This window comes from Sorangium sp. So ce124, assembly GCF_051525235.1.
Taxonomy (GTDB): Bacteria; Myxococcota_A; Polyangia; order Polyangiales; family Polyangiaceae; genus Sorangium; species Sorangium atrum.
The window spans coordinates 1850432-1866321 of the sequence record NZ_CP150312.1; the positions used below are offsets into that span (position 1 = coordinate 1850432).

General features: G+C 67.6%; 12 protein-coding genes and 2 pseudogenes. 8 read left to right on the plus strand and 6 right to left on the minus strand.

Translation table 11 applies throughout. From position 1 onward, the window contains the following. Position 1: 1 nt before the first annotated feature. Together WMF19_RS06960 and WMF19_RS06965 are read right to left on the minus strand one after the other, a co-directional pair. Complete coding sequence (locus tag WMF19_RS06960) at positions 2 to 1390, minus strand: MFS transporter (RefSeq protein ID WP_437898346.1); 1389 nt, start codon at positions 1388 to 1390, stop codon at positions 2 to 4. 463 nt (positions 1391 to 1853) lie between these two features. Further along, positions 1854 to 2252: a hypothetical protein gene (locus WMF19_RS06965; protein ID WP_437898347.1), complete on the minus strand. Its 399-nt coding sequence runs from the start codon at positions 2250 to 2252 to the stop codon at positions 1854 to 1856. 408 nt (positions 2253 to 2660) lie between these two features. Between WMF19_RS06965 and WMF19_RS06970 the strand changes: the two genes are divergently transcribed. Then, complete coding sequence (locus tag WMF19_RS06970) at positions 2661 to 4100, plus strand: PQQ-dependent sugar dehydrogenase (protein ID WP_437898348.1); 1440 nt, start codon at positions 2661 to 2663, stop codon at positions 4098 to 4100. 14 nt (positions 4101 to 4114) lie between these two features. Next, positions 4115 to 4708: a hypothetical protein gene (locus WMF19_RS06975; RefSeq protein WP_437898349.1), complete on the plus strand. Its 594-nt coding sequence runs from the start codon at positions 4115 to 4117 to the stop codon at positions 4706 to 4708. 233 nt (positions 4709 to 4941) lie between these two features. Here WMF19_RS06975 and WMF19_RS06980 read toward each other — a convergent pair whose 3' ends face one another. After that, positions 4942 to 6543 (minus strand): PAS domain-containing protein, encoded by a 1602-nt coding sequence (locus WMF19_RS06980; protein WP_437898350.1) that lies wholly within the window; start codon positions 6541 to 6543, stop codon positions 4942 to 4944. A gap of 233 nt (positions 6544 to 6776) precedes the next feature. On the opposite strand from WMF19_RS06980, the gene WMF19_RS06985 reads away from it, so the two are divergent. From WMF19_RS06985 to WMF19_RS07000, 4 genes and pseudogenes are all read left to right on the plus strand, one after another. Continuing rightward, on the plus strand, positions 6777 to 6947 hold the full coding sequence (locus WMF19_RS06985) for a hypothetical protein (protein ID WP_437898351.1): 171 nt from the start codon (positions 6777 to 6779) through the stop codon (positions 6945 to 6947). 288 nt (positions 6948 to 7235) lie between these two features. Next, on the plus strand, positions 7236 to 7448 hold the full coding sequence (locus WMF19_RS06990; RefSeq protein WP_437898352.1) for a hypothetical protein: 213 nt from the start codon (positions 7236 to 7238) through the stop codon (positions 7446 to 7448). A gap of 194 nt (positions 7449 to 7642) precedes the next feature. After that, positions 7643 to 7765, plus strand: a pseudogene (locus tag WMF19_RS06995) (MYXO-CTERM sorting domain-containing protein); the annotation flags it as partial. 239 nt (positions 7766 to 8004) lie between these two features. After that, entirely contained in the window at positions 8005 to 9057 is a 1053-nt protein-coding gene (locus WMF19_RS07000) for a LacI family DNA-binding transcriptional regulator (RefSeq protein WP_437898353.1), read from the plus strand. A 463-nt stretch (positions 9058 to 9520) separates the two neighbouring features. On the opposite strand, the gene WMF19_RS07005 is transcribed toward WMF19_RS07000, so the two are convergent. The 3 genes from WMF19_RS07005 to WMF19_RS07015 all read right to left on the minus strand — a co-directional run bounded on the left by WMF19_RS07005 (position 9521) and on the right by WMF19_RS07015 (position 12880). Continuing rightward, a complete protein-coding gene (locus tag WMF19_RS07005; RefSeq protein WP_437898354.1) occupies positions 9521 to 9937 on the minus strand; it encodes a hypothetical protein in 417 nt (138 codons plus the stop codon). A 403-nt stretch (positions 9938 to 10340) separates the two neighbouring features. Next, entirely contained in the window at positions 10341 to 11417 is a 1077-nt protein-coding gene (locus WMF19_RS07010) for a trypsin-like serine peptidase (protein ID WP_437898355.1), read from the minus strand. Between the two features lie 164 nt (positions 11418 to 11581). Beyond that, the gene (locus WMF19_RS07015) at positions 11582 to 12880 is read right to left on the minus strand and encodes a patatin-like phospholipase family protein (protein WP_437898356.1); all 1299 of its coding nucleotides are present in this window, start codon (positions 12878 to 12880) and stop codon (positions 11582 to 11584) included. 252 nt (positions 12881 to 13132) lie between these two features. On the opposite strand from WMF19_RS07015, the gene WMF19_RS07020 reads away from it, so the two are divergent. Beyond that, the gene (locus WMF19_RS07020; protein WP_437898357.1) at positions 13133 to 13435 is read left to right on the plus strand and encodes a hypothetical protein; all 303 of its coding nucleotides are present in this window, start codon (positions 13133 to 13135) and stop codon (positions 13433 to 13435) included. A gap of 842 nt (positions 13436 to 14277) precedes the next feature. Further along, a pseudogene (gene ltrA / locus WMF19_RS07025) lies at positions 14278 to 15767 on the plus strand (group II intron reverse transcriptase/maturase); the annotation flags it as partial. Positions 15768 to 15890: the final 123 nt, after the last annotated feature.

The following is a 15890-nucleotide window of genomic DNA, read 5'->3' on the forward strand; positions in this document are numbered from 1 at the left end:
CTCAGCGGCGACCACGCCCGCGCGCTCGCTCGGTGAGCGCGTCGGCGCTGGCGGCGTCGCGGCGGTACGTGCGGAGCGCGATCAGGCTGATGAGCCCGCTTCCGAACAGTGAGATGAGCATGACGGAGAAGGTCGCGCGCAGGGGTGACGGGCCGCCGCCGAAGACGTCCTCGGCGACGTACCCGAAGACCACCGGCGCGGCGGCCTCCGCCGCTTTGCGTACCGTCATCCGGACGCCCTCCGCGCGACCCCACAGGTGCGAGGGCACGATGTCGAGCCGCGCCGCGTCGAGCGGAGGGTTGGCGGCCGCGAGCGCGAACGCGGCGAGGAAGTACAGGATCAGCGCGGTGGCGAGCGCGACGGAGAGCAGGCCGAGGAGGAACAGCGCCGCGCTCGCCAGGTACGCGCACGAGGCCACCCAGATGCGCGCCGTGTCGTGCCCGCGGGCGAGCAGCCCATCGACGCCCTTGCCGCCGGCGTAGACGCCGAGGACCGCGCCGGATCCCACGATCGCGGCGACGCCGAGGGCCGCCTGGTGGCTGAGGTGGTAGCGGCCGGTCAGGAGCTCGATGGAGAAGATGCGCAGCCCGCCGAAGAAGTAGTAGCCGAGCGCGGAGCTGATGATCAGGACCAGGTTGGTCGGGATGCGGAGCACGTAGCCGAGCCCCCAGACAAACGACCGCTTGCGCGGGTCGACGTCGCGGACGAGGCGCTCGCGCGGCTCGACGCCGGCGGCGCGCGCCCTGGCGCCGACGCTCTGCGCCGGACGGGGCCACGGCCCCTCGTCGCGTGACGCCGCCGCGCCCGGACGCGCTTCGATGCGTTCCTGGCCTGGCTGGAGCCAGCTCGCGCCGCCGCGCGCCGGCTCGGGGAGGCGATGGATGGCCCACGCCAGAAGGGGCGTCGGCAGCGCGAGGGCCCAGAAGCCGAGGCGCCACGAGATCTCGGCCAACAGTCCCGCGGCGATGACGCCGATCGCCGTGCCGATCAGCTCGCCCGAGAGGATGAAGCCGAACACCCGACCGCGCAGATCGGGTGGAGAGTAGTCGCCGACGAGGGACGCGACGGCGGGCTGCGCGGCCGCGATGACGGCGCCGAGCGCGACCTGCGCGGCGAGGAGGCCGGCGTAGGAGGTCGCGGCGCCGCAGGCGACCATCGCCACGCCCCACAGCACGATCGTCAGCGCCAGGAGCCGCGTCCGCGCCCTGCGATCGACCAGCCAGCCGAACACGATGGTGCCGGCGGCGGCGACGACGGACTCGACCGTGAACAACAGGCCGAGCTTGGTGCTGTCGATGCCGAGCGACCCCTGCAGCGGCGTGGCCATGCCCCCGATCGCGCCGGCGTCGGCGCTGTCGAGCGACAGCACCAGCGCCATCAGGACGATCACCCTGGCCTGCGCTCGCCCTCCGAGCTGTTGCAGCAGCGCATCGCCGATCCGGCGTGCGGGGCGCGTCCGCGGGAGGGGTTCGCTCGGAGGGTCGGTCACCGCCGGAGCACGGATGCCGTGCGGCTCGAGACGGTCTCGCCCCGCTCTGCGGACCATTCGCGATCTTCGGGCCCCCTCGTTGTCATGATTTCCCCCTTCAGCGCCGGGAGCGCTGCCCATGCCCCCACGATGCATACGCTGCGCCGCGCGCGGGGGCGGGCTCTTCCGAGGGGGCGCGAGAGGTCACCGGACCTGTTGAGCGTGGATGCTTCCTTGCGGCGCGCTGGGCAAACTGGGCGGGCGTGGCGTCGTGCAAGCTCGATTGGGTGAGCCAAAAATGGGTGGCTTTCTGGAAGGCACTTGAAGCGCCTATCCGCTCCCCGGGCAGCTCGACGCGCTGATGGTCTGATGCAGCGCGCGGCCGTCAGCCGTGATCGTCGGCCGCCATGGAGCGCAGGACGCGCTCGGAGGCTTCGGCGTGCTCGAGCAGCAGCGCCGCAAAACCGCGCTGAAGCTCGATCTTGCGGCGCATCCACGCCTCGAAGGCGCCGCGGTCGAAGCGCGCGAGGTCGTGGGGGGCGGCGGGCAGATCGCCTGCAGCCCGCATCGCCTCCGCGGCGCGGCCCGCCGCCTCGCCGATCCCGCGGTAGCCGGCGGCCACCCGGCGCATCGCGTCGTGTTCGAGGCGGGCCTCGGGCGTGGCGCTGCCCACCCAGGTTGCGTGGGCTTCCAGGTTGTCGGCCACGTGTCGGAACAGCTCCGCCAGCCGCTCGGGAACCACAGCGTTGTTCGCCAGATCGCGTCCACAGGGCTCGTCGTCCATCGGTACCTCCTGTCCATTCGCCCCAACGCGCGAGGCGTCGGGTCGTGACCGCGGGCCGCAGTCCAGGAGCGGGCGGTCGGGCGTGTGTCATCCATGGCGGCAGCCGTGTCGTCGTCCCCCGCGCCCGCAACGATGGCGGGTTGCCCGCCGCGGAGCCCTGCCGATGACCGACGTCGCGGCGGCGCTCGGCTCGTCGTGGCGAGCCCTCAGCTCGGGAGGCTGCGGCTCCGTGTCCTGGGACCCCCAGCTGTCCGTCCGGCTCAATGCTCTTCGGGCAAACCTGTACATCCATAACCGATGCTCATCGGACGCGTGGAGAGGGCCGATTCCCCTCGACGGCCGTCTTGGATGCGCCACGTTCGTTCAGCCGACCCCGCCGGAGGGGGCCGGACGCGAAGGGGGGACTCCATGCAGCCGCAGATGACGCGCGTCTCGATGGACGCGCTGAAGGACCTGCCCACGCCCGTGCGCCGCCGCGTGGATGCCGCGGATGTCTGGGTCCCGGAGGGCTACGAGGTCGAACCCGTCGTCGCGGGGTTATCCTTCCCCTGTGCGCTCTGCTTCGACGAGGACGGCACGCTCTTCTTCGCCGAAGGCGGCAGCACCTGGCCCACGCGACCTTACATGACGCCGCGTATCTGGCGCATGGCCCCTGGACGGGCCCCGGAGGTCTTCGCGGTGGAGGACCTGGGCGGTCCCCGCGGTATGGCGGCGCAGGGCGGCTATCTCTACGTCTCGCTCAAGGGCGGCTACCACATGCGGGTCACGCGCCATGACCTGCGGACCAGGGAGCGTATCGTCCTCGTGGACGGGATCCCCTCGGGCGGCTGGCACGAGCCCGGGGGGCCGGTCTTCGGGCCGCATGACGGGATGATGTATTTCGGCCAGGGCTCCGTGGGCTTGCAGGGCGTCGTGGTGCCCGAGGGCTTCACCGTGGACCTCGCCAAGCACCCCCACGCGCACGACGTGCCGGGCCAGGACGTCACGCTCACCGGCAATACCGTATGGGCGCGCGATCCACGCCTGCCGTTCCCCTACTATACCGAAACCGGACCCTTCCAGCCCTTCGGCACGCCCGTGACGAGGGGTCAGGTCGTCAAGGGCGAGCTCAAGTGCAATTCGGCCGTCTGGCGCTCGAGGCCCGACGGGAGCGAGCTCGAGCTCCTCGCCTGGGGCATCCGCAACCCCTTTGGACTTGCCTTCGGGGAAGACGGCCACCTCTACGCCACCGACAACGACTTCGAGGAGAAGGGCGAGCGCGCCATCGGCGAGGACCCGGACCGCATCTGGCGGATCAAGAACGCTCGGGTGCCGCCCGGCGAGGTCAAGGAGCCCGAGTGGTTCGGCTATCCGGACCTCTGCGGCGACGGCCTCCCCGTCTGGCACGATCTCCACCGGCCGATCCGGGGTAAAGCGGCCGAGCCCTTTCTTGAAAACCCGCCGCCTTGGGCCGGCCCCGCCGTCTTCCTGTTCCCGCCGCACACGGCGCTCGGCAAGCTCACCTTCAGCCGCTCGGACGCGTTCGGCTTCCGCGGCCATGCGTTCGTCTGCCAGTTCGGCACCTATGCGCCGCTCAACACCAACCGCGAGGCTGCGCTGGGCCGGGGCTTCCAGGTCGTCCGCTGCGACATCGCGGCCGGCGCCGGTGAGCCCTTCCTGCGAAACCGAGCTCCCGGTCCCGCTTCCGGCACGCCGGGCAGCGGTGGAATCGAGCGGCCCGTGGATTGCGCGTTCAGCCCGGATGGCAAGAGCCTTTATGTGCTCGACTTCGGCAACAACACGGCAAACCGCAGCTACGTGGTCGCCTACGCCCATACGGGCGTGATCTGGCGCGTGACCAGGCGGTGAGGGAGGGAAATAGGATGGATGGAATCGAAGCGGCCGATCCCGAGGGCGCCGGACCTGCGGCGCTCGAAGGCCCCTACCTCCTGAATCTCCACGGTGAGACCTGGGACGCGCACCTCGATCGTGCGGCCAGGTGGCTCGCCCATGTCATCACGGCGCAGACGGCCTTCCGCAACGCCCTGGAGATCGCCGTCCCCAAGGTGGAAGAGCCCAACATCCGCCAGTTCCTCTCGGAGATCCTCGACCGCGCGCGGAGGCACGAGGAGGTGGCCCACCGCCTTCCCCGCACCATCGGCCGCGAGGCGGCGGAGGGGACGCGAGGCCTCGCGGGCGTCGTGATGGACGTGGCGCGCAGGGCGCTCGACGCCGTCGAGGGGATCGCTGGGGGCGCCAAGGGCAACTGGAAGGAGCTCCACCACCTTCTCATGCTCAATCTCGACACCATGGGCGCCTTCGCCATTGCCGAGCAGCTGGGTCTCGCCCTCGCCCATCACGAGCTGCGCGACCTCGCCTTCGATGTCGAGGCCGAGAAGTCCACCGACCAGCTCATCCTCAAGGAGCTGATGCTGGAGATGGCGGCGGTCTCGATTCTCTACGGCGAGCGGGTCTGAGGGCACAGGTTCAGGGCCAAGCGGACCGCGCCGGCGGGCTCGACGGTGTTCACCGACCCCGACCTGACGGCAGAATTCGAGCACGGTGCATGTAGAGCACCCGGGTCGCGCGCCGGTGCACACGTGCTTGCCTCGTGGCGGAGATCGATGGTTGTGAGCCGGGTTGTTTGCCGCGCAGGAGCTGCACGGCGTTCCCCGTCGCCTTCGCGGAGGAGGGGAGGCGCCGGCGGCGCTCAGCGCCGTGCGGACAGCGAGCGGAGACAGACCTCGATCCCGGCGCGCAGATTGCCGTGCGTGGTGACGCCGGAGAGGTCGACCCCGATGCCGCACATGGATTGCGCGACGGCGGGCCCGATGCCGGTGAGGACGCCGCTCGCGCCGAGCAGGCGGATCGCGCGGACGATGCGGACGAGGTGGTCGGCCGTCGCGGCGTCGACGCTCTCGATGCCGGTGACGTCGATGATGGCGAAGCGAGCGCCAGTGCGCACGACCTCGTCGAGGAGCTTGCTGGTGACGTCGGAAGCGCGGGTGTCGTCGAGCGCGCCGATGAGGGGCACGGCGAGCACGCCCTCGGCGACCTGGAGGATGGGCGTGGACAGGGCGCGGATGAGCGCCTGCTGGCGCTGGATGACCGCGAGCTGAGCGGCGATGGCCTGCTTCTGCCGCTCGAGCTCGGCGATGGTGGCGGTCATGTGCTCCTCGTGCTCCCGCTGCGCCGTGATGTCCGTTCCAATGGCGAGGATGTGCGCCGTGCCGTCCTGCTCGACGAGAGGCACCTTGACGACGGACATCCACCGCGTCTTGCTGTTCGGGCGCGTGACGGGTTGAACCCTCGAGATCGGCTGCATGCGCGTGAGCACCTCCCGGTCCATCTCGCCGATGGCGGAGAGCTCGGCGTGGGAGCGCGGCAGATCGGTAACGGTCTTGCCCACCGCGGCGTCCACCGTGGTGTCGTACAGTTCAGCATAGCTCTTGCTGACGAGCTTCATCTTGCCGTCCCGATCCTTGACCGTGACGACGATCGGGATGGTGTCGAGCACGAGGCGGATGAACTGCCGCTCGCGCTCGAGGGCGAGCTCTGCCTCCTTGAGCGCGGTGGTGTCGATCCGCAGGCCGACGAAGCTGCCGTCGGCGAGGCGGCCGCTCTTGAGGGCGATCCAGCGGTCCCCGAACCGCCGCATGTAGACGTCCCCGGGGCTGCGATGCTCCGCGAGGCGAGCGGCGACCCACTCGTCTTCGCTGAGGCCGCTGTGGAGGTGAATCCCGTTCCGGCAGCCCTCGCGGACGACGTCTTCGAACGTATTGCCTATCTGCATGGCGGCGGCGCATTCGGGGTAGAGCGACTTGTACGCCGTGTTGAAGAAGCGGAGCCGATCCTCGGCATCGTAGATGACGAAGCCGACGTCGAGCGCCTCGATGGCGTCGTTGATGCGCGCTCCTCGATCGCGCGCCGCCCGCTCGGCCCGGCGCTGCTCGGTCACGCCGCGCAGCGCGAGGAGCACCCCGGCGCACGCGCCCGCGGGGTCGACGAGCGGGCTGAGGCTCCCCTCGGCGAGGACGACGCGCTCGTTCGCGAGGTGGAGGGTGAAGTCGGGCGGCAGGGCGCGCGGGGCGCGATCGCGGAGCACCTGTTCGAGCAGCGCGCCGAGGGGCGGATCGGGCCGAAGCGCCTCATCGACGGGCGCTCCGCGCGCCGTCGCCCCAGGCGTGGAGGACAGGCGCTCGGCGGCGGGGTTCAGCGCCAGGATCCGGCCGCTTTCGTCGAGCAAGAGCAGCGGATCGACGCTGCAGGTGAAGGCGAGCGAGTAGAGATCGACAGGAGCGTCGCTAGGCATCGGGAGCAGCGTAGAGCAAGATCTCCTTACGGTGTTGGCCTCGGTGACCCCATGGCGCGTCCGCAGACAGCGGAGCTTCCGCCGAGCTCGGCGTGGGCTCAAGCCTTGAACCGCCGGACGATCGCGGCCGCCGACGCGGCGCCTCCTGGACGACCACGTGCCGTGGCACACCGGCAGCCGGCATGGACCCAACCCGGGTCCAGCTCTCAAGCCCCGGGCCTGGGGAGCTCGCCGTGACGGATCCGTCGCATCGGGCGGCCGTGGTCGCCTCGCTCGTCAGCACCCTGGGCCGCGCCGTCGCCCTCGGGGATGAGGTGGGGGCCCGGGTCGTTCACGAGGCGATCGGCCGGCTGCTCGGCCTGACGCCAGCACCGAACGGGCGAGCAAGGACGCGTCGACAGTAGCAGGCCATGTAGACGAGGTGCCAGAGTGCGATAGACGCGGAGATCCGCGTAGGCCGAACCGCGTCGTCACGATCCGCTTCGCCATGGATTTGGCACGACCCAGGGACCGCCAATCCCTGGGAGCGCAGCGGGCCGACGACGCGCCCGCTCCGGTCGACGACCTGGCGAGTCCGAGCTGCCACGCGACCGGGAGAAGGCGGCCCCAACATCGCCGCCGCGGCGAGGCGCAACGTGCTCTTGATGGGTGCACCGGGCTCCGGTGGAGCCGGCAACAAGATCTGCCTACGCGTGGAGGTCAACGTCCGCACAGACATGGGCGGCGCGCAAGCGCGATTCTCCTGCAGCACGGACGGCACCCGATTCACCAGCCTGGGCAACACGCTCGACATGAACAAGGATTGGCAATACTTCCTGGGCTATCGCTCCGGCATCTTCAATCACGCCACGCAGTCTTTAGGCGGCTCGGTGAACGTTGCTTCCTTCGAGGTAACCACGCCGTGAGATGCGGGCCGGCCCAAGGAGGCCGGCGCCCCCATCGACGCCATTGGCTGCCAGGCCCACGGCACGGGTGACCTGTCCGCCGCCACCGTGAAGCGGTTCATCGACAAGATCACCTCCGAGACCAGCTGTCTGGCGACACCTGACGAAGCTCCGGGAGAGCGGCGAGGTCGAAGAATGGGCGCGCCTGCCGGGTCGAATCGGGGCCCGGCTCCCCGGCGGGCGCGGTCGCCGCCCTGGTCGCGCTGGGCGCGGTCGTGGCGCAGCGGCGCGCGCGAAAGGCAGGTGCGAGTCGGGTCGCCGACGCGTGCGGGGGCTGATCGTGTCCGGATCGAGGCGAGCGGCGCGACCACCGGCGGCTGACGACCCGCTCAGGGCAAAGCCGGAGGACGAGGCCCGACCGGGGACGTTCACGCCGAGCCGCCCCTCCGCCGCCGAGATCGGGCCCGGCCAATGGCAAGGCGCCGCTCGCGCGGCGCATCAGGAGAAGCGGGCGCCGGGGCGCGGTCGTGGTGGATGTCGATACCATTCCCCCCGCGCGCGACTAAGCTTGGCCCCGATGGACGACAACTCTCCTCCCGAGGGGCGCATCAAGAGAGGCGGGCGCCGTGCCGCGGTCATGGTCGACGTGGCCAAGCTCGCCGGCGTCTCGTACCAGACGGTCTCGCGGGTCCTGCACGACAGCCCCCACGTGCATCGGGACACGCGGGAGCGCGTGCTCGACGCGATCCGCCAGCTCGACTACCGCCCGAGCTCCGTGGCGCAGGCGCTCGTCACCGGGCGCTCGCGGACGCTCGGTGTGGTCAGCTTCGACACGACGCACTACGGCCCGGCGTCGACGCTCCACGGGCTCGAGACGGCGGCGCACGACGCCGGGTACGGCGTCAGCGTCGTCAGCCTGAAATCGCTCAGCCGCGCGCCGGTGGTGGATGCGGTGAAGAGGCTGTGCGATCAGGGCGCCGACGGCATCATGGTCATCGCCCCGCTGCGGTCGGCGGTGGACGCGCTCCGCCACGTCACCTCCGACGTGCCGGTGGTCGCCGTCGAAGGGGGGCCGGACGATTCGGTCCCGGTGGTCGCCGTCGACCAGCACGGCGGCGCGGCGGCCGCGACCCGCCATCTCCTCGACCTGGGTCACCGGACGGTGTGGCACATCGCCGGTTCGGTCGACTCGCTCGAGGCCGAGCAGCGCATCGAAGGCTGGCGTTCGACGCTGGAGGCCGCGGGCGTCGAGCCGCCGCCTCTCCTGCGCGGCGACTGGAGCGCACGCTCGGGCTACGAGCTCGCCCCGCAGCTGGCGCGCACGCCAGGCGTCACCGCCGTGTTCGTGGCCAACGACCAGATGACGCTGGGCGTTCTCCGCTACCTCCACGAGAGCGGACGCGCGGTGCCGCGGGACATCAGCGTCGTCGGCTTCGACGACATCCCGGAGGCGGCCTACTTCACGCCTCCGCTCACCACCGTCCGCCAGGACTTCTCCGAGCTGGGGCGCAGGTGCCTCCACTTGCTGCTCGGGCAGATCGAGAGCGGCCGCCGCTCCTGCTCGCGCGTCGTGGTCGATGCCGAGCTGATCTTGCGCAAGAGCACCGCCGCGATCGCCCGGAACCGATGAGACTCCAGCCTGCCAGCTTCGTCTGCACGCATCCCCTCACGGATCAGAGACCCGTAATAGATCCGATGAGACAGTCGAATATCCACCGCAGCCATGAGGCGCTTATCCTCGTCGGGGGATAGAGGGCTTGGGGCCTTGTTGTTGTCCGCCTCGGGAACCCGTCCACACTGTTCCGGATGTCGAAGTGGTTTCACATGCAGCGGGTACTGCTCGGCAAGCTGGCCAGATAGCACCCGCTCAGCAAACTGCGTATTCCGGGCCGACGTGACGGCCGATTCCGAGCGCACGTGACGGTTGACGGCACGATGGTGCCGATCGGCAGCGAGGGGGTCTGCGGCCCGTTCATGAACGAGGCGGGAGAGGTGGTCACCCAGCCCAACGCCAAGAGCACCGCTGGCTCAGCGGTAATTACGCGATTTTCGCGAGAATATAAGTATAAATATGAGCCTGCGCAGCAAGGCCGCTACTCATCGCCGAAGCAGACTTTTACATACTCCTGGAGCTCCGATGCGCAACTACCGCTCGTGAGCTGAGGTACGTTACCGCCCGCGCGACAAGCCCATGAAGCACGACTGCCGCAATTGAAGTAGGCCTCCGCCTTCGGCGCGCACTCGGCACTGAACCGAGAAACGGTCTCATCACAGACTCTCCTGCATTTCGAGTCGTCTTTCACATAAGCTGGACAGCCTGCCCCTTCAGCCTGCTTGCGACACAGTCCCGCGCAGGCCGCGGCGACCTCGCCCAGCGGATTGTCGGCTTTCAGCAGCTCGCTTGTATCCTGCGCCTCTTCCGCCTTCTCGCTGTCCCCCATGGTGCCGTCGCCGCAGCCCAGGATGAGCAAAGCGAGCATCAGGACGATGGAAATGGCGGACACATGCATGGTGGATTCTCCTTGGCGACCGGACCGTCGCGGTATCTGCGAGACGAGCGTCGTGCCGCGATGGTGACCAGATGATCGAGGACGCGCCTTTTACCACGAGCCACGCGTCCTCTCGACGCCTATTTCGCCGCTTCCCGCCGAGGCCACAAATGATGAGTTCGCCCGCCAACCATCGCCGCTAGCACGTCGCCCGCGATTGGCCACCCTGATCAAGTCCACATGAGGCCCCGCCTCCCCAGGCGACGCACCGCTGCCGCCCCCGTCGGCCAGCTCCTCTGGTTCGGGCCTCTCCGATCGTTCTGATGCGCGATGGCGATCAAGTCATCGCCACGGGTGCTCGCTGCATCGCTGAACGGAGGGACGTCGCCTGCGTACCGGCCGTTCGCGTCCGGGCGGGAAGCGGTTACCGCCCGATTCCCCCGAGGATGTCTTTGATGACGCGCGCGGAAACGGCATAATTCGACTCCTGGGGCCGTCCCCCGAAATGTAGACCGAGCACGCTCCCGCTCTCGATGCTCATCACGAGCGATCCCGAGCTGCCTCCCAGCGTCGAGCAATCATGGAGAACGGTTTCCCCATGGACAGCTTTGATCCGACCCGGCGAGAGTCGCTTGGTGCCAGGAGGTCCGCGCAGAGCGCCCTCGATGACGGGGAGATCACCGGTGCGGCTGTCGATCGCCGGGTGTCCGATCGTAGCAACCCTGACACCCGACGTTACTTCCTCGTCGCTCGCCCACGCAATCGGCTCAGGAACGGGCGCTCCGGCGGGTAATGGCTCAAGCTCCAGGAATGCGATGTCCGGGCCGTCGTCGCCTGGCGCCATGTATATCACCTTGGTGACCTCGACCTTCGCTCCTTCTGCGGTTCGGGCGTCTTCCTTCGAGAAGTCGACGAACGCACGGATGCGCCTGTTGTTGACTGGATGGTTGAAAAATGAGAACGTGTCCCCCTCAGGGTAGGCAAAGAATTTGGCGACGTGGTTGTTGGTCACGAGGATGTTGTGGTCGACGAGCCACCCTGTACCAGCCCAATCCAGGCTGGGATGGTTCTCCATATCGATCCGTCCCACGGAGGGAATGAAGCGCTCGATCCTCGCGCGGGCGTCCTCCAGCAGCTGTCTCCACTCACCGCTCTCGGGCAGCTCAAATCTGTGGTTCAATATCCGGAGCATCGGTCGGCCAAACTCGACAATACTTCGATATTGCCACATCAATTTGCTGAGCATCGACATATCGACGGAGAACGCCGGAGGCCGAGCGCCTCGTGGCTGTGGCGCTGTCGCGGCGGAGGACTGAGAGGCCTGCCCGGTGGGCGCGGGTGCCCGCGCGGGTGCGAGGCCCATGCCGGGTTCACCCCTGGAGATCGCCCTGTGTGCCATCATCTCCAGCTCGTCGATGGGGTGCGGCTGGCCCTTGCGCTGGAAGACCCGGCGGATCTCCTCGGCGAGCAGCGGATCATTGAGAATATCATCGAATCCCATGGTCCATTTCTCCAATCATTGTGCGTTCTTTCAGGGCCATGCGGTGGACGACCCCTCCACCGCGCGGCGCGCGCATTTCAAGGCCCCCGACGCATCTCAGCGCTTCGACGCGGACAAGCGACAACAGCCCGTGTCTGCGGAGCGAGCCGGACAGCGAGCGTGCTTCACCCGCGGCCGCCGGGAAGAGCGGGATGCAGCAACTTCTTGAGCTCCTCCAGATCCTTCTTTTCGAGCAAGGCAAGAGCGGCGAGCGCGTTGTGCCTCGTCATCGACTGGATGTTGGAAAGCCCTTTGTCGCGCATGAACCTCTTCATCGCCCTGTGCCCCCTGTCGTACAGCATCTCCTTATGAAGAGCGGGCAGATCGAACTTGGTGACGGGGACATTGTCGGTGTTGATGTCGATCGTCCTCGCGAAGCGGAGCTCTTCGAACTTCTCTGTCGTGCTGATGTCGTGCGCGTCGATCGCCGTGCGGGTGAGCGCATAAAGCATCTTGAGCGCCAGCCATGGACGTTTCACGTCGTGGGGGCCTCCCTGAATGATCCGGATGCCCAGGGTCTTCGGTTCGTTCAGATAGCGCAGCAGCTCTTTGTTGCTGTCCCACAGCTCTCGACACGCGCTCCCCGACGGCCCCTCCTCGATGATCCCCGTCACCCCGAGGAAGTACTGCAGCATCTTCACTTCGTCCGGACAGTTCGCCACCATACCCGCGCAGTAGGGGGATTCTCGGTCCCACTCTCTCGTCGACATGGCGGGGTCGAATATCTCCAGCGGAAAGTTGCTCAGCAGGCCACCATCGACGATGATGCTCGCGGTGCCGCTGCGACCTCTCGTGCGCACGGGCATGAAGACGAACGGGATGCTCATGCTCATCCTGACCGCGAGCGCCACATCCATGTGATCTGGATCGTACCCATAGTTCCATTCATTCAAGTCGTCCGGGATGATGAGCATCCGACCCCGCGTGATGTCGGATGCCACGATGTGGGCCTTGTATTTCCACCTTGCTTGAGGTCGGACGCACGCCCTTTCACATAGGCGCATGTAGTCGCGGTCCACCAGGTCGCCGAACGTCCGCACGCCCTTGTCGAGCAGCTTCGACCGGATGAAGTCCAGGAAGTAATCCCCCTTGTACATGCCGAGGTTATTCAGGATTCCGTAGGCCGGACCGATAACGGGCAGCTTGAACGACGGGTCGGTGAACTTCGCAATCTCTGGACCAGTGATGATGTCCGTGAGCTCCTTCGGTGTATAGCCGGCAGCTCGAAGGGCGACGACGATCGCGCCCGCGGAGGTGCCTGCCAGCCGGCGTATCTCGACCTTCCGGCCGCTGCTACGATCCTCTTCGAGGGCGCTCAGCGCCCCCACCAGCGCGATCCCCTTCGCCCCGCCGCCCTCGAGCACGAGATTGACCTTCTCAGTCGCAGACGGACGATCATCGTCCCGCGCGCCGACATCACTCATGTTGACCCTCCTCGCCGACTCCGAGCGTAGCGCGGCGTCGCTTTCTATCAAATCCAATGTAATGGAGGTCCCGAGGTCGATCCGAATCTGTCCCTTACGGTCCCGACAGGTACCCAGGCACCGCGCGGGCGGCGCGTCCAAAGATCGGGTCGCCGGAGCACGGGGAGGGCGGGGCCAAGAGGCAGGCTCGGGACGGCAAAGTCCGATGCTCGAGCCGTCCCGGCGGCGCAACGGCGGAACGCGAGTCTGGTGATGCTGTCCCCCCGCGCGTGCAGAGCGGTCTTCAGGTCGAGCGGCGCGGTCACCCGGTTCGGCTACGACGCGTCGGGGCGCAGGACGTCGGTGATCGATCCTCTCGGCGCGGTCGTCCGCTTCGCCTGTTCAGGCCGGGGCGATCATGTCGCGACCTACGACGAGCAGGGCGGTGTGACGCGATACGCGTACGATGGTGAAGCCAAGATGACGCAGGTCACCTGGCCCAGCGGGCGCGTTCCTCGAAGCCGCGTGCCTGTGGGGAGAAGGAAGTCCAGGCGCTACGGAGATATCGAGCCCTGACCGCGGGACCTGCCCTGGATCGCTAGAATATTGTTCTATGCGATGCGGCTTCCTGGAAGAGCGACGCTGATTCAACAACCTATCGAGGGTTCGAAGGGACCTCCTTCACGCAAGAGCCTGCGGGGCGCCCCGCGAGGGGGAGCGCCGTCCACACGGGAGGTGCAGCAGGGCCAGCGGCCGCCTGAAGGCCGGGCAGGGGGACGCATCGGGGCGGGCCAGGTTCATTGAACCGCCTCCGGCTCCCTGGATGCGGCTGGGCCCGGCCGTCCTTCACGAAATCGTACATGCCGCGACAAATCGTAGAGGCCGCGCCGGTTCCAGGGAGAACCGGGCGCGCGGGGCGCGAGCTAGGGCGAAAACCGTGAAAATCGCAGCCGTTTCCGGCGACCGCTCGCCATCGACCGGCTCTTCTGGCGGGGCGAATCCGCGGCGGCGAACCGTCGCGATCCGTCGCATCCCTGGGGATTTGGGGAGGGCGTGAGTGCGCCGGGATAAACCGGCACGGAGATGGGTATGCAAGAGACCTACATCAAAGGCGTAGCGAGCCATGATGGCCCCGAGTCATGCGCAGGCATCCGTGAGGAGGTCGGCGAAGCGTTGGCAGGGGTACGCGCAGGCAGGGACACTGAGCCGCGAAATACCCTCGATCGGGGTGCCGACGCTGTTCACGCAAGCGGAAGGCCACACGACCAGGAGCGCCAGCGCGAGCTCCTGGGCGACCCCGCGCGGTCGAAGACCCCGAGCATGTGCGGACTCTCCGTGTGCGAGAACCGGGAGATCCCCTGGCCTCCCGCCCTCGATGGCGAGGTGGGACGCAAAGGAAAGGCCAAGGCCGTGAGCCGATGATGAACGGCCAGGGGAGGTCAGACAGGCCCATAGTACCGACGAAGCTGCCGAACAAGGCCGGGCAACCGGACGCGGAGGCCGTGGAGGGAAGGGGTCTGGCCAAGGGGAACGCGAACCAGCAAAACACGCCCCGGACGCAGCGCCGGACAAGCGTGCCCAGTGCGCTGGATCGCGTACGGGAAGTCGCAAGACGGGACAGGAAAACGAAGTTCACGGCGCTCTTCCGCCATCTCACCATCGACCGACTACGAGCCGCATTCATTGCCCTGCAACGGAATGCGGCACCCGGAGTCGACGGGGTGACGTGGGAGCAATACGCGGGCAACCTGGAGGACAACCTCCTGGATCTGCACGCTCGATTGCGCAGTGGGGCGTATCGAGCAAAACCGTCGCGGAGGGTGTACATTCCGAAGGCAGACGGGCGGCAGCGGCCGCTCGGCATAGCCTCGTTGGAGGACAAGATCGTCCAGCGAGCCGTCGTCGAAGTGCTGAATACCATCTACGAAGCGGATTTTCTCGGCTTCTCGTACGGATTTCGGCCGCGGCGCAACCAGCACCATGCGCTGGATGCTCTCGCCGTCGGGATTCGTCGATGTAAGGTGAGCTGGGTGCTCGATGCCGACATCCGTGGTTGTTTCGATGCCATCGATCACGGGTGGATGGTGAAATTCCTCGAGCACCGAATCGCGGACAAGAGGATGCTGCGTCTCCTTCAGAAGTGGTTGAACGCAGGAGTGATAGAGGGTGAGGAGTGGACGAGGGGGGAGGATGGCACTCCGCAAGGAGCAACGGTTTCACCCTTGCTGGCGAACATCTATCTCCACTATGTACTCGACCTATGGGTCCAGCAATGGAGGAATCGGCATGCGCGCGGGAGCGTCATCATCACGCGTTTTGCGGACGACTTCGTCGTTGGATTCCAGTACCGCACGGACGCCGAGCGGTTCCTGCAAGATCTACGCGAGAGATTGCGGAAATTCGCGCTGGAGTTACACCCCGACAAGACCCGCATCCTCGAATTTGGACGCTTCGCGGCGTCCAATCGACAGGAGAAAGGTCAGGGAAAGCCGGAGAGCTTCAACTTCCTGGGTTTCACGCATATTTGCGGAAAGACTTGGATGGGGAAATTTCTCGTCGTACGGCGAACCATGCGGGAGCGGATGCGGAAGAAGCTGCACGAGGTCAAGGCCGAGTTGCAGCGGCGCCGACATCTCCTCATCCCCGAGCAGGGGAAATGGCTGCGAAGTGTAGTGCAAGGACATTTCTTGTATTACGCCGTTCCGTCCAACGGGCAATCGTTGCAGTGGTTCCGTACCCAGGTGACCCGTCACTGGCATCGCGCGCTCCGCCGCCGAAGTCAGCGTGACCGCACCACCTGGGCACGAATGCAGCGACTCGGTCAGCGCTGGATCCCCCCTGTACGCATTCTGCATCCCTGGCCGGACGAGCGCTTCCGCGTCAGAACCCGAGGCAAGAGCCCAGTGCGGTAGTGCCGCTCGCTGGGATCCGCGCGGGGGGCGGCCCGAGCCCACAAGGTGAAGGGCCGTCCCTACCGCAATCGACGGATCGCACCGCCTCGGGAGGGATGGGCCCAACCCGGGCCCAAGGG